The organism is Rhizobium sp. Pop5, from assembly GCF_024721175.1.
In the GTDB taxonomy this organism is placed as follows: Bacteria; Pseudomonadota; Alphaproteobacteria; order Rhizobiales; family Rhizobiaceae; genus Rhizobium.
In genome coordinates this window covers 465812-487495 of sequence record NZ_CP099402.1, presented here as the reverse complement: position 1 = coordinate 487495, position 21684 = coordinate 465812, and the positions used below count along the sequence as shown (strand labels likewise).

The window sequence follows — 21684 nt, the reverse complement described above, 5'->3', positions numbered from 1 at the left end:
CGAACGGTGCAAAAGGGTGAAAGATTGTAACACTTTGTAACAGCGGCGATCGCCCTCCGCTTGTCGCTCTCTCGTTGATGTAGATCAAGGAGCCTCTCCCCGCTTCGTGACAGTCCTGCCTCGAGCGACGAGAAAGCCGGCCGCGACGCGGTCGTCTTTGCACTGGGGACGACATCATGAATTACACGACGGAAACGATGGTGGTTGCTGTCGCGGCGTTTCTAGCGCTGCTGGGAGCCGCATTCGCGCACGATCATCTCTTTGCGGTCCATATGGGCATACTCTGCTTCTGCCTCGTGGTGGGAACAGTGCTCCTGGTCAGGAACGTCGATTTCGCACCGGCGGACCAGCGGCGGAAGGTCGATGTGTCGGGCTATTTCGACGAGGTGATACGCTACGGCCTGATCGCTACGGTGTTCTGGGGCGTGGTCGGCTTCCTCGTCGGGGTCGTCATCGCCCTGCAGCTGGCCTTTCCCGACCTCAACATCGCGCCCTATCTGAATTTCGGAAGGCTGCGGCCCGTTCACACCTCGGCGGTCATCTTCGCCTTCGGCGGCAACGCTCTCATCATGACGTCGTTCTATGTGGTGCAGCGCACCTGTCGAGCCCGTCTCTTCGGCGGCAGCCTCGCCTGGTTCGTCTTCTGGGGCTATCAGCTCTTCATCGTGATGGCTGCGACCGGATACGTTCTCGGCATCACCCAGGCCCGTGAATATGCCGAGCCCGAATGGTATGTCGATCTCTGGCTGACCATCGTCTGGGTCGCCTATCTCGCCGTCTACCTCGGCACGATCCTCAAGCGCAAAGAGCCGCATATCTACGTGGCGAACTGGTTCTATCTCGGCTTCATCGTCACCATCGCGCTGCTGCACGTGGTCAACAATCTGGCGGTTCCGGCCTCGTTCCTCGGCTCCAAGAGCTATTCCCTCTTCTCGGGCGTTCAGGACGCGCTGACCCAGTGGTGGTACGGCCACAACGCCGTCGGCTTCTTCCTCACCGCCGGCTTCCTGGGCATGATGTATTACTTCGTGCCGAAGCAGGCCAATCGGCCCGTCTATTCCTACCGGCTGTCGATCATCCACTTCTGGGCGCTGATCTTCATGTATATCTGGGCCGGCCCGCATCACCTGCACTATACGGCACTGCCCGACTGGGCCCAGACGCTCGGCATGGTCTTCTCGGTGATGCTGTGGATGCCCTCCTGGGGCGGCATGATCAACGGTCTCATGACTCTTTCGGGCGCGTGGGACAAGATCCGCACCGATCCGATCATCCGCATGATGATCGTCGCCATCGCCTTCTACGGGATGTCGACCTTCGAAGGCCCGATGATGTCGGTGAAGACGGTCAATTCGCTCAGCCACTATACCGAGTGGACGATCGGTCACGTGCATTCCGGCGCTCTCGGCTGGGTCGGGATGATCACCTTCGGGGCGATCTACTACCTGACGCCGAAACTATGGGGGCGCGAGCGCCTCTACAGCCTGCGGATGGTCAACTGGCACTTCTGGCTCGCAACGCTCGGGATCGTGATCTACGCCGCCGTGCTCTGGGTTGCCGGTATCCAGCAGGGGCTGATGTGGCGCGAATACAATGCCCAGGGCTTCCTCGTCTATTCCTTCGCGGAAACGGTCGCGGCGATGATCCCCTACTACGTGCTGCGCGCGGTCGGCGGGGCGCTCTACCTGGCGGGCGGTCTCGTCATGGCTTGGAACGTGTTCATGACCATCCGCGGACGTCTGCGCGACGAAGCGGCGATCCCGACCACTTTCGTGCCTCAAGCACAGCCTGCCGAATGAGGTGAGACATGGCATCGATACTTGATAAACACCAGATCCTTGAAAAGAACGCGACGCTTCTTCTCGTCGGCTCGCTGCTTGTCGTGAGCATTGGCGGAATTGTCGAAATCGCTCCGCTGTTCTACCTGCAGAACACGATCGAAAAGGTGGAGGGCATGCGGCCCTATACGCCGCTGGAGCTCGCGGGGCGAAACATCTACATCCGCGAAGGATGCTATCTCTGCCATAGCCAGATGATCAGACCGTTCCGCGACGAGGTGGAGCGCTACGGCCACTACTCGCTCGCAGCCGAGTCCATGTACGACCATCCCTTCCAGTGGGGGTCCAAGCGGACCGGGCCGGATCTCGCCCGCGTCGGCGGACGATATTCGAACGAATGGCACGTCCAGCATCTCGCAAACCCGCGGGCGGTCGTGCCGGAATCGATCATGCCGAGCTACGCCTTCCTCAAGGAGCAGGAGGTGACGGTCAAGGATATCGGCATGGACCTCAAGGCCAACGAGGACGTGGGCGTGCCCTACAACGACGACATGCTGGCGAATGCGGAAGCCGACATGAAGGCCCAGGCCGATCCGAACGCGGACACGACGGCGCTGCTTGCGCGCTATCCGAAGGCGAAGGTCGGCGATTTCGATGGCGATCCGGCCAGGCTGACCGAAATGGACGCCCTGGTGTCCTATCTGCAGATGCTTGGCACGCTGGTCGATTTCTCGACCTATGACGACGCGACCGGCTACCGATGAGGTGATCCATGGAAACCTACACAGCAATGAGACACTTCGCCGACAGCTGGGGCCTTCTGGCAATGACGGCATTCTTCGTCGGCGCGGTCGTATTCACGCTTCGCCCGGGCAGCAAGCAGGCCGCAAAAGAGGCCGCCGATATTCCCTTGAAGGATGACTGAGATGTCGGAAAAACATATCGATGAATTGAGCGGCGTCGAAACAACCGGACATGAATGGGACGGCATCCGCGAACTCAACAATCCCATGCCGCGCTGGTGGGTCTGGACATTCTATGTGACCATCCTGTGGGCGATCGGCTATGCCATTGCCTATCCGGCCATCCCGATGATCACGTCCGCCACCAAAGGCTATTTCGGCTACTCGACGCGCGCCGAGTTGCAGCAGGACCTCGATCTCGCCAAGGCGTCTCAGACAAAGTTCCATGACCTGATTGCCGCCAAGACGGTGCAGGAGATCGACACCGATCCTGTTCTTCGGGAATTCGCCATTGCCGGCGGCGCATCCGCTTTCAAGGTGAACTGCGCGCAGTGCCATGGGTCGGGCGCCAGCGGCGGCCCTGGATTTCCGAATCTCAACGATGACGACTGGCTATGGGGTGGGGATCTCGATGCCATCCAGAAGACGATCGCGCACGGGATCCGCTTCGATTCGGACGCCGAAACGCACGCCTCCGAGATGCCGGCCTTTACCGATGTCCTGGAGCCTGTCCAGATGAAACAGGTCGCCGCCTACGTTTGGGGACTGACCAATACAGCCTCTGATCCTGCTCTCGCGGCGGCGGGAAAGCAGGTCTTCCTCGACAACTGCGCCGCATGCCACGGCGAGGACGCCAAGGGGAAGGTGGAAATGGGCGCGCCGGATCTGGCTGACGCGATCTGGCTGAAGGCGCGCGGCGAAGACGCCATCGCTCGCCAGGTGGCCTCTCCCAAACATGGCATCATGCCGGCCTGGGCCGGGCGCCTCGGCGATACGACGGTCAAGGAACTGACAGTCTTCGTTCATTCGCTTGGCGGCGGAACGTGAGGGACAGGCCCATGACAGCTCATGACCACAATCCGATCCTCGTTCTCTACGGCACGCCACGCGCCGCCATCCGGTCACGTGTGTCGGCACGCGCCAAGGCGATACCTTCATCTTCTGAGCGGGATGATCCGGCAAAGATCGGCAATTCGATCGTCAGTTTGACCTGCCTCAAAGATCACGAGCCGACGAGCCGGTAGTTCTGGATTGTCGAGGACGTCTCGGCGGTGTTTCTCCTCCGCAGTTCCTCCAGGCCACGCCCTCTCTCCAGGGCGTGGCCTTTTCCTTCTCCGCGAGGCGTTCGTCCGCGGAAGGTGTTCTTTCTTGATCTGCATCAAGGAATGGATGCGCCACGGATGACAGAAGAACAGGCGAAACCGGATAAGGTCCAATGAATCTCTACTCTGCACCAGATCCCAATGACGTCGAGCGGGTCAATGTCGAGCCGGTCAATGCGCGCCGCAACCGGCAGCCTCTTTACGCGCCTCGGAAGAAGATTTTTCCCAAGCGCGCCGAGGGGCGATTCCGCCGGTTCAAGTGGATCGTGATGCTGATCACGCTTGGTATCTACTACCTTGCGCCGTGGATCCGCTGGGATCGCGGTCCTTATGCGCCCGACCAGGCGATCCTCATTGACCTCTCGTCGCGGCGTTTCTTCTTTTTCTTCATCGAAATCTGGCCCCAGGAATTCTACTATGTCGCCGGCCTGCTCGTCATGGCCGGCTTCGGCCTGTTTCTCGTCACCTCGGCGGTCGGCCGTGCATGGTGCGGCTATGCCTGTCCGCAGACCGTCTGGGTCGATCTCTTCCTCGTCGTTGAACGCGCGATCGAAGGCGACCGGAATGCGCGAATGAAACTTGATGCCGCTCCCTTCAGCTTCGACAAGTTGAGGAAACGCGTTGTCAAACATTCGATCTGGCTCGTGATCGGCGTTGCCACCGGCGGCGCGTGGATCTTCTATTTTGCCGATGCCCCGACCCTGGCTGTTTCGCTGTTCACCGGTGGGGCTCCCGCAGTCGCCTATGCGACGGTCGCCATACTGACCGGGACGACCTATGTGCTCGGCGGCCTCATGCGCGAGCAGGTGTGCACCTATATGTGCCCTTGGCCGCGCATTCAGGGCGCCATGCTCGACGAGAACTCCCTCGTCGTCACCTACAACGACTGGCGGGGCGAGCAGCGGTCGCGCCATGCCAAGAAGGCGCAGGCCAAGGGCGCGCCGCTCGGGGACTGCGTGGATTGCAATGCCTGCGTGGCCGTCTGTCCGATGGGAATCGATATTCGCGACGGGCAGCAGATGGAGTGCATCACATGCGCTCTCTGCATCGATGCCTGCGATGGGGTGATGGACAAGCTCGGCAAGCCCCGCGGCCTGATCGCCTACGCGACGCTCAGCGAATATTCGAGCAATATGTCGCTTGCGACGGAAGGGGGAACAACGCCGATCCAACCGTCCAAGGTCCGAAACGAGGATGGAAGTTTCGTTTCGGCGGTCCGGCACTTCGATTGGCGCATCGTCTTCCGTCCGAGAATTGTCTTTTACGCCGTCGTCTGGGCCTCGATCGGCATTGCCATGATCATCCATCTCGCCTTCCGCGAGCGCCTCGAACTCAATGTCGTCCACGACCGAAACCCGCAATATGTCCTGGAAAGCGACGGCTCGATCCGCAACGGTTACACGCTGCGCGTCCTCAACATGGTGCCGACGCCGAGGGATGTGAGCATTGCGCTGGTCGGGCTGGAGGGAGCGACGATGCGCATTTCCGAACTCGGCAAGGAAGACGGCCGCAGCTTTATCGTCCATGCCGAACCCGACGCGGCCACAACGCTCAAGGTCTTCGTGACGCGCAAGCCTGACGGAGCCGAAATCAACGAATTCCTCTTCGTCATCGAAGATGCGGACCGATCCGACCGGGCGACCTATCGGGCGGCGTTCAATGCACCGGGAGACGTCAAATGAAGGCTTCTGCTCAAGGTTTCACTGGCCTGCACATGCTGCTCGTGACCTCGGCATTCTTCGCCGTGGTGATTTCCGTAAATGTCACCATGGCCGTATATGCCTCCTCCAGCTGGAGCGGTCTGGTCGTGGAAAACACCTATGTCGCCAGCCAGGAATTCAATCGCAACGCGGCAGCGATGAAGGCGATGGCCGCCTCCGGTATTGAGGGCGATCTATCCATCAACGGGCGCGAGATCCGCTACGACATTCACGACAAGGGCGGGTCGCCCGCAGTCGTCGACGATGTCGTGCTGAATTTCAAGCGGCCGGTCGGAGACCACGAGGACTTCCACCTCACGCTCGGAAAGACGGGTGAGGGGCGCTTCGAAGCCGAGCATGTGGTCGCCGAAGGCGACTGGATCGTCGAGATCATCTCGCGAAGGGCCGGCATCGTCGTCATGCACGAGGCCAAACGCTTCGATACCGCGGAGTTCGGACAATGAGCTGCTGCTCCATGGACACGGAAAGCGTGCTCGCCCTCAGCGCGACATCATCCAGCGCCGAGGAAACCCGCCTTGCCAGCCACCCGCTCGGCGCAGGGTTGCGTCAGCTTGATCTCAGCGTTCCCGACGTCCATTGCGGCGCCTGCATCTCGACCATCGAAAGAGCGCTGTCGGCGCTGGCCTTCGTCAGGAAAGCCCGGGTCAATCTGACCGCGCGAAGGGTGACCTGCGTCTATCAGGAGGAACTCGACGAAGGCGTGACCGATCCCTCCGAAATCCTCGCGGCGATCAATGCCGCGGGATATCGCGCGCACCTATTTACGCCCTCGACCCCCGAAAGCGACAGGACCAGAAACCAGCTTCTGCTGGCGGTCGGCGTTTCCGGTTTCGCGGCCGCCAATATCATGCTGCTTTCGGTATCGGTCTGGTCGGGCGCGGATGCTGCGACGCGCGATATGTTTCACTGGATCTCGGCGATGATCGCGGCACCCGCGCTGGTCTATGCAGGGCGTTTCTTCTTCAAGTCGGCTTGGAACGTGCTGAAGCGCGGGCGTACCAACATGGACGTTCCGATTTCGCTTGCCGTCACGCTCTCCTATGCCGTCTCCTTGTGGGAGACGGCTCACCACGGCGAACATGCGTGGTTCGACGCTTCGGTTTCCCTGCTGTTCTTTCTGCTGATCGGCCGGACTCTCGATCACGTCATGCGCGAAAAGGCGCGCGCGGCAATCAACGGGCTGGCGAGGCTCGCCCCGCGCGGGGCGCTGCTGATGATGCCGGACGGGTCGCAGCGCTATATCGCGGTAGAAGAGATCGCGGTGGGCGACGAGATTTCGATCGCGGCGGGTGAACGCGTTCCCGTCGACGGCGTCGTCGTCAGCGGGGAAAGCGATGTGGACCTCTCCATCGTCACGGGCGAGAGCAGCGCGGTCGCCGTCGCCGCCGGTAGCGAAGTGAATTCCGGCGCGATGAACCTGACCGGCTCGCTCGTCTTCAGGGCGACGAGACTTGCCAGGAATTCGCTCCTCTCGGAAATCATCGCTCTCATGGAAGCCGCAGAGGGCGGGCGAGCGCGCTACCGCCGGATCGCCGACCGCGCCGCGGCACTTTATTCCCCAGCCGTGCACCTGTTGGCGCTGATCTCGTTTCTCGCCTGGGGTTTTCTCGGCGGCGACTGGAAGCATGCGATGCTGGTCGCGGTTGCGGTCCTGATCATCACCTGCCCATGTGCGCTGGGTCTTGCCGTTCCGGTCGTCCAAGTTGTCGCGGCAGGCGAGCTTTTCCGCAAAGGCATCATGGTCAAGGATGGCTCGGTACTCGAAAGACTGGGCGAGGCGGATATCGTCGCTTTCGACAAGACCGGCACCCTGACGATGGGAAGGCCGCGGCTCATCAGAATCGAAACGATCGAAAACGGCAGCGCAGCCATTGCCCGCGGGCTGGCCACGCATTCGCGTCATCCGCTTTCCGAAGCGCTGGTGCGCGATACCGACGACGTTCCCATACCGTTCTTCGACAGTATCGCGGAAATTCCCGGCGGCGGGCTGGAGGCAAAGACCGGATCCGATGTCTACCGGCTGGGCAGCGCAGTATTTGCCTGCGGAACGACTTTCATACCGCGCGCCGGCGACAGTCCTTTTTCGGAAGTGGTCTTGTCGAAGAACGGCGTCGATCTCGCCCGCTTCTTCTTCGACGACACGCTTCGCCCAGGCGCTGCCGAGGCCGTCGGCCAGCTCGATGCCGCCGGCCTTGGCACGCTGATGGTATCCGGCGACAGGCAGACCGTCGTCGACAACACCGCCAGGGCTCTCGGCATCGACAGGGCCCTGGGGGCGCTAACGCCGAAGCAGAAGGTCGAGGAATGCCAGAGATTGAGCGATCAGGGCCATTGCGTGCTCATGGTCGGCGACGGCCTCAACGACGCTCCGGCGCTCGCCGCTGCGCATGTCTCGATGGCACCCGCCACGGCGTCCGATATCGGCCGACAGGCCGCCGACCTGGTCTTCTTCAACGACCGCCTCGACGCCGTTCCTGAAGCGATCGTAGTCGCGCGGCGGTCCGCCAGCCTCATCCGGCAGAACTTCGCGCTTGCCATCGGCTACAACGTCTTGGCGGTGCCCATCGCAATCGCCGGACTGGCGACACCGCTGATCGCGGCGGTGGCCATGTCGACATCGTCGATCATCGTGGTGACGAATGCGCTGCGCCTCAATGCATTCGGCAAGCGTCCCGGCATCCGGAGCACGGAACGCGCCGGCGGGCAAGCGGAGGTGAAAACCGCATGAACATGCTGATCTATCTCATACCGATCGCGCTCTTGATGGGGGGCATGGGGCTGCTGGCTTTCCTCTGGTCGCTGAAGAGCGGCCAGTACGACGATCTTGAGGGAGCCGCCTGGCGCATTCTCGGCGAAGACGAAGCCGACCGAAAGAAACCTTGATCACACACAGGCCCAACACGAAAGGAAGATCGATGCCTGCGAAAAATTCCGTACTTTTGCAGTCTGACCTGTTCGACGGCCTGGACCAGGCGATCGTGCGGCAACTCGCCGCCAAGGCTGAGCTTCGCACCTTCGCTCCCGACGAGCGGATCATCGCCGAAGGCCAGGAGGCGTCATTCGTCTATTGCGTCATCGGCGGGTTCGTGCGGCTTTCCAAATCGGAATCCGCCGGGCGCGAGGCGGATATCTACGTATGCGAACCGGGCGATACCTTCGGCGAATATCTTCTCTCGGGCGGCGGCTCTTATGCCTATAGCGCGTGGTCTGCCGACGGGGCCGAAATCGCCTTGTTCGAACTTGTGGACTTGCGGGCACTCGCTGAACGGAACCCCGTCATGCATCGAAACGTCATGCGCATCATGGCCCGACATCTCCTCGGGGCGATGGATTGCATTGCGGGAGACCGGCTGCACACGGCCGCTCAGCGCGTTGCGAATTACCTCATGAGCCGATGCCCGGCGTCCGCCTCGCAGGTTACGTTTCGCCTTCCCTATCGGAAGAGGATTTTGGCCGGCAAACTGGGACTTGCCCCCGAAGCACTTTCGCGAGCCTTTGCCGCGCTCGTCCCCGCAGGGGTCGAAGTCAGAGGCAAGGTCGTTCTCGTCGATAGCGTCGATCAGCTACGGAAGGCGTGCTGAGCTTCCCATGACAGGGACAGGAGATCCGGAATGACCCGCAAGCAAAAGCGCCTTGCTGTGATCGGGGGCGGTGTGAGCTTCATCATCGCCGCCGTGCTGCTGGTCATGTTCGCCTTCAGCCAGTCGGTCGCCTATTTCTACATGCCGGCGGATCTCGCAAAGACGCCGGTGGCGCCCGAAACCCGCATCCGGCTCGGTGGGCTGGTGGGTGAGGGCAGCGTCGTGCGCGGTACCGGCTCGACCGTGGAATTTGCCGTCACCGACGGCAGCACCAATGCCGTGAAGGTCAAATATACGGGCATCCTTCCTGATCTCTTCCGCGAGGGTCAAGGCGTCGTCACCGAGGGCATGTTTGCATCGGGAACGAATATCTTCATCGCCGACACCGTGCTTGCCAAGCATGATGAGACCTACATGCCGAAGGATGTGGCCGACAGGCTGAAGCAGCAGGGGTTGTGGCAGGAGGGCCAAGGGGCAGAAGGCAAAGCGCAGGAAGCGAAGGTGACGCAATGATCATCGAGATCGCCGCCACGTCATGGTGTTCGCGCTCACAGCCGGCACTTTGACGAAGATCAAAGCACTGCGGTTGATCGGCCTCTAGCCTGCTCCTGACAATAACGGCGATCAGGAGGCAGCGACCATGCAGGCACGGGATATAATGACCACGAAGGTGGTTTCGATCAGCCCGGCGGTCAGCGTTCGTCATGCCGTCGCGATAATGTTGCAGAACCATGTCAGCGGCCTGCCTGTCGTCGATGACCAGGAACGCGTTTGCGGCCTGGTTACGGAGGGCGATCTGCTGTTGCGCCGCGAGGTTCGGCTGGCACCTCGTTCCGCGCGGGCGCCGGAACTCATCTCCGAGATCGATCTCGAGCGCTATATCTGCAGCAACGGATGGTGCGTCGCCGATGTCATGTCCCGGGACGTGATCGTCGCGCGACCGGACAGCGAAGTCTCCGATATCGCTGAGAGCTTGCAGGTGCATCGCATCAAGCGATTGCCGATCGTCGAAGAGGAACGTCTCGTTGGTATCGTCAGCCGAAGGGATATCCTGCGCGTTATTGCCGAAGCGCCGGCGGCCATATTGGCGGGAGGGGATGAGGCCATCAGCCTGGCGGTGTGCACGCGGCTGCGATCGGATCTCGGGCTCACGTCTCAAAGGGTGCAGGTCTCGGTCAGGAACGGTCAGGTGACTGTCGACGGCCAGGTGGAATCCGAGCTCAAGCGCAAGGCTATCAGGGTTCTCGTCGAGGGCCTGGGCGGAATCGCCGGTTACCGGGATCGGCTGCTCGTAACGCCTGCTCACGGCCAGGGTTAAGGACTTCGTTATATTGCCGCGCCGTCATCGCGCCGATGCGGCGAGGAGGCTTGCTCGATCGTTCAGGGTGGAGCAAGCCATCCGGCAGCTTCCCTGTTTGACACGGAATTCCCTACTCGTGAGCCGACCTTAGGCAGGCCAAGCCTCTTCTTCTTTGATCGAAGCAATGGGGGGCCGCACGGTCGAAGCATGCTTTCGGTATCATGTGCTTACGTCTGACTTGACAGAGATCAATTACGCGGACGGCGACCCCGATGTATCCCCTGGGCAGGCAGAAGGAGCATATGATGGATTTCGAAGCGTTTTTCAAAAACGAGCTGGACGGGCTTCATGCCGAGGGCCGTTACCGCGTTTTTGCCGATCTCGAACGTCACCGCGGCCACTTCCCGCGCGCGACGCGCCATACGGCCGATGGTGAAAAGGAAGTCACGGTCTGGTGCTCCAACGACTATCTCGGCATGGGTCAGAACCCGAAGGTGATCGAGGCGATGAAGAACGCCATCGATCACTGTGGCGCGGGTGCGGGAGGCACCCGGAATATTTCTGGCACCAACCATTACCACGTCCTGCTCGAGCGTGAGCTCGCCGACCTGCACGGCAAGGAAGCAGCGCTGATCTTCACCTCAGGCTATGTCTCCAACTGGGCCGCACTCGGCACGCTCGGTGCGAAGATCCCCGGCCTGATCATCTTCTCCGATGCGCTGAACCATGCCTCGATGATCGAGGGCATTCGTTACGCCAAGTGCGACAAGGTGATCTGGAAGCACAATGACGTCGCCGATCTCGAAGCCAAGCTCAAAGCCGCCGATCCGAAGGCGCCGAAGCTGATTGCTTTCGAGAGCGTCTATTCGATGGATGGCGATATCGCCCCGATCAAGGAGATCTGCGATCTCGCCGACAAATATGGCGCGATGACCTATCTCGACGAGGTGCATGCGGTCGGCATGTACGGCCCGCGCGGCGGCGGCATAGCCGAGCGCGAGGGGCTGATGGACCGGCTGACGGTCATCGAGGGCACGCTCGGCAAGGCCTTCGGGGTGATGGGCGGTTATATCGCGGCTTCGGCCGCCCTTTGCGATTTCATCCGTTCGTTTGCCTCCGGCTTCATCTTCACCACGGCACTGCCGCCGGCGCTGGCCGCCGGTGCGGTCGCCTCGATCCAGCATCTGAAGGTCAGCCAGTTCGAGCGCGCCCGCCATCAGGACCGGGTGCGCAAGCTGCGCTCGCTGCTCGATCAGAACGGCATTCCGCATGTGCCCAATCCGAGCCATATCGTGCCGGTGCTGGTCGGCGATGCGGCGAAGTGCAAGTGGATCTCCGACCTGCTGCTCGATAATTGCGGCGTCTATGTCCAGCCGATCAACTATCCGACAGTGCCGAAGAAGACCGAGCGGCTGCGCATCACGCCGACGCCGCTGCATTCCGACGCCGATATCGCCCATCTGGTCGAGGCGCTGCATTCCCTCTGGTCGCGCTGCGCACTGGCACGGATGGTTGCCTGAAATAGGCCGGATTGTCCTGACCTTCGTCCGTCTTTCGGGATGATAGCCAGCTATTCTGCTTCCAGCAGAAGGGCGGTCGCGAGATAGCCCATGCCGATCGTGCTGGCGAAGAGGTAGATGAACAGCCCTTGCGCGATGTAATTCTCGATTGTCCCTGCGGCAGAGCCGGAGGGCAGAAAGCCGCTCTGAAAAGCGAAGAAACCCACGGCGCATCCGATTGCGAAGCCCGTGGCCAAACGAATGAGCATGAACCTGATCATACGAGGCATGGCGACACCTCAAATCTGACCGATTGAACCGACAGACACCGAAAATGTTCCAGCCGGAGAATGATATTTGTCAACGACCGCGCGGGCGAGTCGTGCAAAAGGGGAGGGAACCGAAGGACCAGGAACCGTGAATTTACTTCCCTTTGCCGTAGGCGTTTTCGCGCTTCTTATTTTGCCGGGACCGACCAATGCGATATTGGCAATGGCATCTCAGGGATTGACCGTCCCACGTGCGATCACGCTGCTTGCTACGGTCGTCTTCGCCTATCTTGCGATTGTTCTTCCGATTTCAAGCCTGGCCGGCCCATTTCTGCGCGCTCATCCTGCAGTCGCGCAAGGCGTCAAACTCGCCTCAGCGACATGGATGTCCTACCTTGCGCTTCGGCTCTGGGGCATCGGATCTGCTCCTGTCGCGGCTGTGGGGGTGCGGCAGCTTGTTATAACGACATTGCTGAATCCCAAAGCGCTGATCATTGGACTGACGATGGTTCCCCGCGCGCCACAGGCATCTCAGATGGCCACCATCGCCACTCTCGCATCCGCCGTGATGGCAGCCTCCTCGATTTGGCTGTCAATAGGCAGAATCGTGTTGGGAGACGAAAAGCAGATGCCATTGTTGGCCCGGCGATGCGGTTCGGCAGCTCTCGCTGTGTTCTGCGCCATGCTGATTTTCAGCGCATCCTGACAGCGGCCCCTTGGGGTAATCCATCGGCTAAGTTCTTCCCAAGCGGTTTGTTTTGCGCCACTCTTCGTACTCTGCGCGGGCATCGTCATGCAGCGGATAGTAGCGCTGCAGCGACCCTCCCTCCATAAGCTTCGCCCGCGAAAACTCCTCCCAATCGTGATGTTTTTGCGACTCGCCGATTACCTCAGAGGCCATGGCGACTGGAAGCACCACCACCCCGTCATCGTCGGCGACGATGATGTCTCCGGGAATGACCGTGACACCTCCGCAGGCAATCGGCACGTTGACGGCGTTTGGATAGATGCTGGTCTGGACATGGTAGTTGGGCGTCCAGCCGCGCAGCCAGAGGGCGAGATCGAGCTTCTCGACATTGGGCCGATCGCGCATGCAGCCATCGATCACGATGCCGGCGCCGCCTCTGCCTTTGAAATAGGTCGACATCATATCGCCGAAGACACCGGAGCTCATGTCGCCGCGCGCGTCAACCACGACCACATCGCCCTCCTGCACGTGATAGAGCACGTGCCGGTGCAACTGCGTCTCCGGATCTGCATATTCTCCCTCGTTGAAAAGGTCCGGACGCTGAGGCAGGAACTGAAGCGTCAGCGCCGGGCCGACGATCGATTTCCCGCGGCTCTGCGATACCGGGCCGACCATATGCGGATTGCGGAAGCCCATGTGGCCGAGCGTACCGGCAATGGTCGCGGCGCCGATCTCCTTCAGCGCGTCGATCATGTCTCTGGGCGGTCGCGCAATATCGGGGGTATGCGTCATTTTAGGCTCCCGTGAGTTCAGCTACCAGTTTGTGACAGAACCGTCGCGGTGCTTCAGGTGAGGCGCTTCCCAGAAACGAAAGCTCTCCGCCTTGACCGCCTCTTCGTTGACCTCGATGCCGAGCCCCGGCAGATCGCTCACCGGATAGTCGGGGCCGGCGAGCCGTGGTTGCACGGGGAAGAAGTCGGAATTGTCGAAGCCGAGCTTTGCTTCGGGCGCCCTGGTCTCGAGCCAGGCGAAATTCGGGACCGCGGCGGCGAAATGGATGGTCGCGGCCGTGCAGACTGGGCCGAGGGGATTGTGCGGCATCAGGTCGACATAGTGCGCCTCGCTCCAGCCAGCGACCTTCATCGCTTCGGTGAGCCCACCAACGTTGCAGACATCGAGCCGGTTGAACTGATGGATGCCACGCTCGATATAGGGCAGGAACTGCCACTTGCTGGCAAACTCCTCTCCGATGGCAAACGGGATGTCGGTCATCCCTCGCAGGGATTCGTAGGCCTCCGGCGTTTCATCTCGTATCGGCTCCTCGAGGAAATCAAGCACGCCACGGCCGAGCTTGCTGCAGAAGCTCGCCGCCTCTGCCACCGACAGCCGATGATGATAGTCGATGCCGAGGACGACGTCGTCGCCGAGTGCCTCGCGCGCCTTGTTCAGCATCCGTGCGGTAGGCCCGATCGACTCCCGCGGCTCAAAGATGTCCTTGCTGCTTTGCCCGATGGGGAAGAAGCGGATCGCCTGCCACCCCTGTGCATGGAGTTCGCGGGCTCGTTCGATGGCAACATCGCCCTCGGCCTCGTCGCCCGTCGAGGCGAAGGTCGGGATGCGGTCACGCTGCTTGCCGCCCAGCAGTTCGTAGGCCGGCACGCCCAGCGCCTTGCCCTTGATGTCGTGGAGGGCAATGTCGATCGCGGAAATCGCCGCCTGCAGAACGCGCCCGCCTTCGAAATATTGGCTGCGGTAGATTTCCTGCCAGATCCGACCGATCTGCATCGGGTCTCGGCCGATGAGAAACTCGCGATAGTGCTCGATCGCGCCGGTGACGGCCTTCTCGCGGCCGCTCAGGCCGCTCTCCCCCCAGCCGAAGATGCCGTTGTCGGTCTCCACCTTGACCAGCATCTGGTTGCGCGTTCCTACCCATACCGGATAGGGTTTGATCGCCGTGATTTTAAGCTTCGCAGTCATCCACGCCCTCGTTTCACACATCTCCGCCTGGTCTCAGTCGGCCTTGAGGGCCATTTCCGTTTCGCCGTCGAACAGATGCATCCGCTCCTGATCGAATTCGAGCCAGATCTGTTCGTCGGGCGCGACGGCAATGGTCGGCGGCACGCTGACATTGACGATGGCGCCGGAGAGAAATGCCTGTACGAAAGTGACATCTCCGGTCGGCTCCACCGTGTAGGCCTTGGCAGGGACGCTTCCAGGCATCGCACTCTTATGCAGCTTGATCGTCGAGTGGCGTGCGCCGAGCACGACTTTCCTGGTGGATGACCTTGCGACCTTCTGGGCGTTTTTTGGCGAAAGCTCGAGGCGCCAGCCCTCCGCGCTGGTCAACACGGTCTCGCCGCCTGCCGTTGACGCCTCCAGTGGGACGAGGCTCATCGCCGGGCTGCCGACGAAGCTGGCGACGAACATGTTCACCGGATGGGCAAAAACCTGCGCCGGAGTATCGTATTGCTGCAGGTAGCCGCCGTTCATCACCGCCATCCTGTCGGCCATGGTTACGGCTTCGAGCTGGTCGTGCGTCACATAGATGATCGTCGCCTTGAGATCCTGGTGGAAACGCTTGATCTCCGAGCGCATCTGCACGCGCAGCTTTGCGTCGAGGTTGGAAAGCGGCTCATCCATCAGGAATACCGCCGGATCGCGAACGAGGGCACGGCCGAGCGCCACGCGCTGCTGTTGCCCGCCCGAAAGTTCGCGTGGTTTGCGCTCGAGCAGTTGCGTCATGTCGAGTACGCGCGCTGCTTCCCTGACCTTCTTGTCGATCTCGTCCCGCGGCAGTTTGCGCATCTGCAGCGGGAATGCCAGATTTTTGTAGACCGATTTCTGCGGATAGAGCGCGTAGTTCTGGAACACCATCGCGATGTCGCGGTCCTTGGGATCGAGATCGTTGACCACCTGGTCGCCGATGACGATGTCGCCGGATGTGACCGGGATGAGCCCCGCCACAAGATTGAGCGTGGTCGTCTTGCCGCAGCCTGAAGGGCCGACGAGCGCAACGAACTCGCCGTCATTGACCGTCAGCGAAACATCGTTGACAGCTTTGAAGGCGCCATAGGTCTTGACCAGATCTTTGAGGACCACGTGGGCCACCGGCAACTCCCCTAGAGCATAATGCCGAAAATTGTGAGCGGTTTTCTCACGACATCATGCTCTAACTCTTTAATTTAGAACAGGATTCAGATTTTAGGCCAGCAGGGCCTAAAATCATCCTGTTCTAGTGCTTGACTGCGCCCTCCGTGAGGGCGCGTACGAAGTATCGTTGAAGAACGAGGAACAGGACCACGACGGGCACGCTCATCATGAAGCTTGCTGCCATCAGGCCCGGAAAGTCCGTCGTGTTTTCCGAGAAGAAGCGCTGGATGCCGACCGGCAGCGTCAACTGCTCGTTCTTGGAGAGGAAGGTGTAGGCGTAGATGTACTCGTTCCACGCGCCGATGAAGGAATAGATCGCCGTGGCGATGATTCCCGGCGCCGAGAGCGGCATCACGATCAGGAAAAAGGCCTGGAACCGCGTTGCTCCGTCGATGCGTGCGGCCTGCTCGAGTTGCACCGGGATATTGTCGTAGAAGCCCTTGAGGAGCCAGATTGCCAGCGGCAGGCCGAATGTAAGGTAGGTGAGGACGAGCGACCCATGCGTGTTCACCAGCCCGATCGCGCGCATCAGGATGAAGAGCGGCACGAGAAAGATCACGGCCGGGAACATGTTGCGAAGCAGGACGGCGAAGAACAGAAAGTTCCGGCCCGGGAAGGTGAAGCGCGAAAACGCGTAAGCCGCAGGAACCGCCACGATCACCGAAAGGATGGTCGTGGCAGAGGAAACGAAAAGGCTGTTCCAGAAGAAGCGCAGGAAATCCTGGCCGACGCTGTTTTGCGGATCGAGCAGCTTCTGATAGCTGGCGAGGGTGGGTTGGTCCGGCCACCACTGCGGCGGGAATTGCATGGCCGCGAACCCGGACTTGATCGAGGTGATCAGCATCCAGATCATCGGCAATGCGGTGTAAAGCAGCATGAACACAAGGAAGACACGTCCGCCCCACCGCCATCCATCGATGCGCGCACGGGAACGCGCCTGGCTTCGATGAACCGTCTCGGCAATCGCGCTCATTCGCCTCCACCCCTCTGTTCGTTACCGCTCAGCGCACGGACGTAGAAGTAGCCGAGCGACATCAGGATCAGGAACAGCAGCACCGAATAGGCCGATGCCACCCCCCAGCGCTGGCGGCCGAAGGCGAGTTCATAAATGTGGGTGATCCAGATATGCGATGCGTTCGACGGCCCGCCGCCGGTCATGATCCATGGGATGATGAAAGAATTGAAATTGGCCACTGCGAGCAGAAGGATCGTCACGGTCGAGACGTTTCTCAAATGCGGAAAGGTGACGTGCCAGAACCGCTGCCATGCATTGGCTCCGTCGACTTTTGCGGCGCGCAGCAATTGGTCGGGAACCGTCTGCAGGCCAGCCATCATCATGATCATCGCAAACGGAAACTCTCGCCAGATATTGACGACGATCAGCGAGGGCAGCACCGTGCTGACGCTGTCGATGAAATTCGGCGGCCGATCGGTCAATCCGAGGCCGACCAGCACCGCGCCGATGATCCCAAAGTCCGAATGGTAGATCCACTTCCATATATAGGATGCGGCGACCGCGCTGATGACCCAGGGAATGATCAGGATGGCGCGCAGGATTCCGCGGCCGACAAAGTCGCGATGGAGCGCCAGTGCGCAGGCAAACCCCAGGACAAATGAAATGAGAGTGGACCCCAGTGTCCAGATAAGAGTGTTCGAGGTGACTTTCCAGAACACCGGACTTGTGAGGATGGCGGTGTAGTTGTCGATGCCGACAAAAATCTTGTCCCGGAGCTGCAGACCGGGCGGTGTATTGAAGAACGACAGTTCGATTGTGTAGTAGATAGGGTAGGCGATGACGATGAGCATCACTGCGATCGCGGGAAGCACATACGCGTAGTCGGCGCGGTGCTCCCAAATCTTTCGCAGCACTCCCAACCTGTCGGGTTGCAGTCTTCGGCGAGCCTCGGCCTTGCCAGTCAAGATCGTCACTGTGCCTGCCCTCGTTCTTGGAAAGAAACCGGCTGCAGTCTCGGCGCAGCCGGTCAGATCGTGGTCAGGCTTGGACTAGAGGCCACCATCCATCAGAGCTTTGACCTTTTTGGCCGCGTCGTCCGCTGCCTGGTCGACGGACATGGCTCCCGTCAGGGCATTCTGCAGCATGTCCGGTACGATGATATTCATGATCTCAGGCGACTGTGGCAGCGCCGGAAACGGGATGCCGTATGGCAGCATCGACGTCGTGACATCAAGGAACTTGATGTTATCAAGACGTTCCTTCATCCATTTGGTCTTGAAGCCGTTAAGGTTTCCCGGGTTGGAGCCGGCATAGGCCATCTTCAGCGACCATTCGGGGCTTGTCCACATGCAGATGATAGCCTTTGCAGCCGGCTCGTCTACCTTGCCGCCCTCGACGTATTCAGGCTTCAGGATGTGAATGTTGGAGCCGCCGAACACGACGGCACGCTTGCCATCAGGGCCTGTCGGAATCAGGCCGTAGCGCATGTTGTCGATGACGGTCTGCGCTTTCTCCTTGTCGCTGCCCGTCGTCTTCTTCTGCAGGTCGAGCATGACGTTATAGTCGGACGGGTGCGAGATCATCATGCCGAGCTGGCCGGCCAGGAAGAGGGGTTGGTTATCGGCCTGCTGGTTGGTGAGTGCCGAAACCGGAACCGACTTGTCGCGAACATACATATCGTACGAGGCCTGCAGCGCCGCTTTGCTCTGCGCGCTGTTCAGCTCGACCTGCTTATAGGTCGGGCTCGCAGTGGCCTCGTCAAAGACGCCGCCGCCATAGGCCCACAACTGCGGCATGAAACGGTACGGCGTATTACCGGCATTCTTGCGCGCCACGAGGCCGTAACCGGCAATGCCGAGCTTGTCGTGGATTTGCTTGGAATATTTGACAACGTCGTCCCAGGTTGCCGGAGCCTTGTCCGGATCGAGGCCTGCACGCTTGAAGACATCGGCATTCCAGATAAACGCCATCGTCTCGTTATTGGTTGGGATCCCGTAGGTCACCCCGTCCCAGGTTACAGCTTTCATCGCGCCGGGCCAGAAATCCTCGGTCGAATATCCTACATCCTCAGGCTTGAGCGGCTGCAAATAGCCCTTTGAGGCGAATTCGGTGCCACCAAGGATCTGCAGGCGGACCGCCATCGGCGCTGCATTGCCCAGAAGTGCGGTCCGGAACTTGTCCAGAAGGTCGTTGTAGGTGAGGGCTTGTTCCTCAAGCTGGATGTTTGGGTAAGTTTTGCGGAAGGTCTCGAAGAAGTCCTTGTAATACTGCCGCAGGAGGTCGGGGTCGCCCTCGAACACGCCCTGATACCAGAACGTCAGCCGCCCCTTGTAGTCGAGCGGGGTGACCTTGGCGCAATCGCCGGCCGTGTCAAAATCCTGTGTGCCGGCGATGGAGCGAACATATTCCGGCGACCACTTGCTGAGATCGACCGGGGCACCCAGCGCAGGCACGGACATCAGAGATACCATTAAAGCAGTCGAGACAGTGCCGCGCAGGACGGCACGGCCGAGTGAAATCCTCGTCATAGGTAACCTCCCAGGTTCTCTCCCATGCCGCTCGGCGTCAGGCGAGCGGTCATTGCTCCCCGGCCGCGGGACTTTCCGAATGTATCCCTTGGACCTGATCATACGTTTTCAGATCAAAGATTGCCTGTCAATGATAGAAATCGTACATTGTTTGCGGAAACTTCGTGTGATAACCGAATGATCTGTGTATTTTTTGGGGACAGTCTTGGTCGAAACAAGCGATTTCAAAGCACAGCCGCCCGATGGCATCGACGCTATCGGGGCCTCCAGCGAGGGCGCCTCGCTGTACCAGCTGATCCGGGACGACATCATCGAAGGGCGGCTCGCTGCCAACGAGCGGCTTGTTGTCACCGATCTCGCCCGGCGCCACGGCACGTCAACCAACCCCGTGCGCGAGGCTCTGCAACTGTTGCGCGGGGAGGGCTTTGTCACCTTCGTTCCCAACCGTGGAGCGCGTGTGAGGCCCATAGATCAGGATTTCGTCCGGGACATCTACGAGATCGGTGTCTTGATCGAGCCGGCGCTGACGAAATGGTTCGTGAATATGGCCACCGTCGAGGACATTGCAGAACTCGAACGCGTCCAGGGCCTGATTGAAGAAAACAACTTCGCCGACCCGTTCAGGCACAGCGAGTTGGACACCGCCTTTCACACGGTAATGTACCAGAAGCACTACAATCGCCATGCCGCCGAGCTTTGGTGGAAGCATCGCGAAGTGCTTCGAGCCGTAAGCCGGCGTTTCAACTTCACGGTGGCCCGACGCGCCGCGATCATTAGCGAGCATCGCGAACTCATCGCGCATGTAAAGGCGGGACATGCAAACGAGGCAGCCGACCTCATTGCGCGCCATGTCGAAGGCTCCGGCCGGCACATCCTCGAACACATGCGTGCGCGTAGTGCCGCTCGGGCAGGATAGAATCCATAGACTGAACATCGTTATCCCCACCACTTCAGTTAAAGGCAGTTGAGATGAAAATCACCAGCGTTCGGCCGTGGCTCATCAGATCCGATGCCTCTTATTGGGGAGAGTTCCTGTTCGTCGAAGTGACGACCGACGAGGGGGCGAGCGGCTGGGGCGAAATCACCACCACGACAAGGCTCGCCAATCGCGCCCTCTGCACGATCCTGCGGCAGATCGGCGCCGCTATTACGGGCGAAGACCCGGCGCGGATCGAGTATCTGTGGCACAAGATATTCCGCAGCTTCACCTACATGGGCAGTCGCGGCGCCGCAGTCGAATGCATAAGCGCCATCGACATAGCCCTCTGGGACATCCGCGGCAAAGTCCTTGGTCAGCCGATCTACGAGCTGTTGGGCGGAGCGGTACGCGATGAAATTTCGCTCTACACACATCCCGACCAGCGCAAGTTTACCAGCAAGGAGGCAGTGGTCCGGGAAATTCGAGATATTGTCGAATCCGGCCACACTGCGCTCAAGTTCGATCCTTTCCCCCATCAGGGCCGCACCGCCGATGGACAGCCGCGCGAACAACGGGACGGCTATCTTGATGGCAGCATGACCCGCAAAGATGAGCGCGAGGCGGCCGAACTCACGGCCCTGATCCGCGAAACCGCGGGCTCCGATGTCGACATCCTCATCGATGCGCACGGCCGCTTCGACGTTCCCACAGCCATTCGCCTTTGCCGGAGCCTCGAGGAAGCTGGTCAGATCGACTGGTTCGAGGAGCCCTGTCCACCCGAGAGCCTTAACGCCCTCAAGCAGGTCCGTGAGAAGGTCAGCGCGGCTATCTCGTGGGGCGAGCGCGGCCACACGAAGTGGGATTTCGTGCCGGTGCTCGAAAACAGGCTCGCCGACTACATCATGCCTGATGTCACCTGGACCGGCGGCATTACCGAACTCAAGAAGATTTCTGCCCTATGCGAAGCTTACTACATTCCCGTCTCGCCGCATGACGCCGCAGGGCCGATCAACGTGGTTGCCGGAGCGCAGGTAATGATGACCGTTCCCAACTTCTACAAGCTCGAAACCTCGGAATGGAACCTGGGCAAATACGATCACCTCATCGACAGACCACTCGATGTTTCCAACGGCAGCCTCAAGCTTACGACCAAGCCTGGTCTCGGCGTCGAAATGAACCGCGACTACCTTCAAAGCCACGAGATAGAGCTGGACTAGTCAGCAACGCTCTA

General features: G+C 60.5%; 23 protein-coding genes. 16 read left to right on the top strand and 7 right to left on the bottom strand.

The genetic code is table 11. The features are described 5' to 3' along the window. Nucleotides 1–176: 176 nt before the first annotated feature. The 13 genes from ccoN to hemA all read left to right on the top strand — a co-directional run bounded on the left by ccoN (nt 177) and on the right by hemA (nt 11965). Nucleotides 177–1799, top strand: a complete 1623-nt coding sequence (gene ccoN / locus NE852_RS30265; RefSeq protein ID WP_258156969.1) for a cytochrome-c oxidase, cbb3-type subunit I — start codon at nt 177–179, stop codon at nt 1797–1799. Between the two features lie 8 nt (nt 1800–1807). Beyond that, nucleotides 1808–2542, top strand: a complete 735-nt coding sequence (ccoO, locus tag NE852_RS30260; RefSeq protein WP_126919688.1) for a cytochrome-c oxidase, cbb3-type subunit II — start codon at nt 1808–1810, stop codon at nt 2540–2542. Between the two features lie 8 nt (nt 2543–2550). Continuing rightward, nucleotides 2551–2703: a CcoQ/FixQ family Cbb3-type cytochrome c oxidase assembly chaperone gene (locus tag NE852_RS30255; protein ID WP_008522764.1), complete on the top strand. Its 153-nt coding sequence runs from the start codon at nt 2551–2553 to the stop codon at nt 2701–2703. A 1-nt stretch (nt 2704) separates the two neighbouring features. Beyond that, nucleotides 2705–3568, top strand: coding sequence for a cytochrome-c oxidase, cbb3-type subunit III (ccoP, locus tag NE852_RS30250; RefSeq protein ID WP_008522762.1), 864 nt, complete (start codon nt 2705–2707; stop codon nt 3566–3568). A gap of 11 nt (nt 3569–3579) precedes the next feature. Beyond that, complete coding sequence (locus NE852_RS30245) at nt 3580–3765, top strand: hypothetical protein (RefSeq protein ID WP_008522760.1); 186 nt, start codon at nt 3580–3582, stop codon at nt 3763–3765. A 191-nt stretch (nt 3766–3956) separates the two neighbouring features. Beyond that, nucleotides 3957–5525 carry a cytochrome c oxidase accessory protein CcoG gene (gene ccoG / locus NE852_RS30240; RefSeq protein WP_008522759.1) on the top strand — a complete coding sequence of 523 codons (1569 nt, stop codon included), beginning with the start codon at nt 3957–3959 and terminating at the stop codon, nt 5523–5525. Beyond that, nucleotides 5522–6007, top strand: coding sequence for a FixH family protein (locus NE852_RS30235; RefSeq protein ID WP_008522758.1), 486 nt, complete (start codon nt 5522–5524; stop codon nt 6005–6007). The genes ccoG and NE852_RS30235 overlap by 4 nt, the downstream gene beginning before the upstream one ends. Then, nucleotides 6004–8292 (top strand): cation-translocating P-type ATPase, encoded by a 2289-nt coding sequence (locus NE852_RS30230; protein ID WP_008522757.1) that lies wholly within the window; start codon nt 6004–6006, stop codon nt 8290–8292. The genes NE852_RS30235 and NE852_RS30230 overlap by 4 nt, the downstream gene beginning before the upstream one ends. Next, on the top strand, nt 8289–8447 hold the full coding sequence (gene ccoS / locus NE852_RS30225; protein ID WP_008522756.1) for a cbb3-type cytochrome oxidase assembly protein CcoS: 159 nt from the start codon (nt 8289–8291) through the stop codon (nt 8445–8447). The genes NE852_RS30230 and ccoS overlap by 4 nt, the downstream gene beginning before the upstream one ends. Nucleotides 8448–8479: 32 nt before the next feature. Then, nucleotides 8480–9145 carry a Crp/Fnr family transcriptional regulator gene (locus tag NE852_RS30220; protein WP_008522754.1) on the top strand — a complete coding sequence of 222 codons (666 nt, stop codon included), beginning with the start codon at nt 8480–8482 and terminating at the stop codon, nt 9143–9145. Nucleotides 9146–9175: 30 nt separating this feature from the next. After that, the gene (ccmE, locus tag NE852_RS30215) at nt 9176–9658 is read left to right on the top strand and encodes a cytochrome c maturation protein CcmE (protein ID WP_258156968.1); all 483 of its coding nucleotides are present in this window, start codon (nt 9176–9178) and stop codon (nt 9656–9658) included. A 127-nt stretch (nt 9659–9785) separates the two neighbouring features. Beyond that, on the top strand, nt 9786–10463 hold the full coding sequence (locus NE852_RS30210) for a CBS domain-containing protein (protein ID WP_037173645.1): 678 nt from the start codon (nt 9786–9788) through the stop codon (nt 10461–10463). Between the two features lie 287 nt (nt 10464–10750). Beyond that, nucleotides 10751–11965 (top strand): 5-aminolevulinate synthase, encoded by a 1215-nt coding sequence (hemA, locus tag NE852_RS30205; RefSeq protein WP_258157198.1) that lies wholly within the window; start codon nt 10751–10753, stop codon nt 11963–11965. A gap of 50 nt (nt 11966–12015) precedes the next feature. On the opposite strand, the gene NE852_RS30200 is transcribed toward hemA, so the two are convergent. Beyond that, nucleotides 12016–12234: a hypothetical protein gene (locus NE852_RS30200; RefSeq protein WP_037173654.1), complete on the bottom strand. Its 219-nt coding sequence runs from the start codon at nt 12232–12234 to the stop codon at nt 12016–12018. Between the two features lie 127 nt (nt 12235–12361). Between NE852_RS30200 and NE852_RS30195 the strand changes: the two genes are divergently transcribed. Then, a complete protein-coding gene (locus tag NE852_RS30195; RefSeq protein ID WP_037173662.1) occupies nt 12362–12919 on the top strand; it encodes a hypothetical protein in 558 nt (185 codons plus the stop codon). 27 nt (nt 12920–12946) lie between these two features. On the opposite strand, the gene NE852_RS30190 is transcribed toward NE852_RS30195, so the two are convergent. From NE852_RS30190 to NE852_RS30165, 6 genes are all read right to left on the bottom strand, one after another. After that, nucleotides 12947–13693, bottom strand: coding sequence for a ribonuclease activity regulator RraA (locus tag NE852_RS30190; RefSeq protein ID WP_008531995.1), 747 nt, complete (start codon nt 13691–13693; stop codon nt 12947–12949). Between the two features lie 21 nt (nt 13694–13714). Next, entirely contained in the window at nt 13715–14878 is a 1164-nt protein-coding gene (locus NE852_RS30185; RefSeq protein ID WP_258157191.1) for a mandelate racemase/muconate lactonizing enzyme family protein, read from the bottom strand. A 33-nt stretch (nt 14879–14911) separates the two neighbouring features. Further along, entirely contained in the window at nt 14912–16009 is a 1098-nt protein-coding gene (locus tag NE852_RS30180) for an ABC transporter ATP-binding protein (RefSeq protein WP_258157190.1), read from the bottom strand. Between the two features lie 124 nt (nt 16010–16133). Beyond that, nucleotides 16134–17024 (bottom strand): carbohydrate ABC transporter permease, encoded by an 891-nt coding sequence (locus tag NE852_RS30175; protein WP_008532004.1) that lies wholly within the window; start codon nt 17022–17024, stop codon nt 16134–16136. Further along, nucleotides 17021–17980 carry a carbohydrate ABC transporter permease gene (locus tag NE852_RS30170; RefSeq protein WP_037173670.1) on the bottom strand — a complete coding sequence of 320 codons (960 nt, stop codon included), beginning with the start codon at nt 17978–17980 and terminating at the stop codon, nt 17021–17023. The genes NE852_RS30175 and NE852_RS30170 overlap by 4 nt, the downstream gene beginning before the upstream one ends. 75 nt (nt 17981–18055) lie before the next feature. After that, complete coding sequence (locus tag NE852_RS30165; RefSeq protein ID WP_008532006.1) at nt 18056–19534, bottom strand: sugar ABC transporter substrate-binding protein; 1479 nt, start codon at nt 19532–19534, stop codon at nt 18056–18058. 205 nt (nt 19535–19739) lie between these two features. On the opposite strand from NE852_RS30165, the gene NE852_RS30160 reads away from it, so the two are divergent. Next, nucleotides 19740–20450, top strand: a complete 711-nt coding sequence (locus tag NE852_RS30160) for a GntR family transcriptional regulator (protein ID WP_008532007.1) — start codon at nt 19740–19742, stop codon at nt 20448–20450. A gap of 53 nt (nt 20451–20503) precedes the next feature. Further along, complete coding sequence (locus NE852_RS30155) at nt 20504–21670, top strand: mandelate racemase/muconate lactonizing enzyme family protein (RefSeq protein WP_258157189.1); 1167 nt, start codon at nt 20504–20506, stop codon at nt 21668–21670. The last annotated feature ends 14 nt before the right edge of the window (nt 21671–21684 follow it).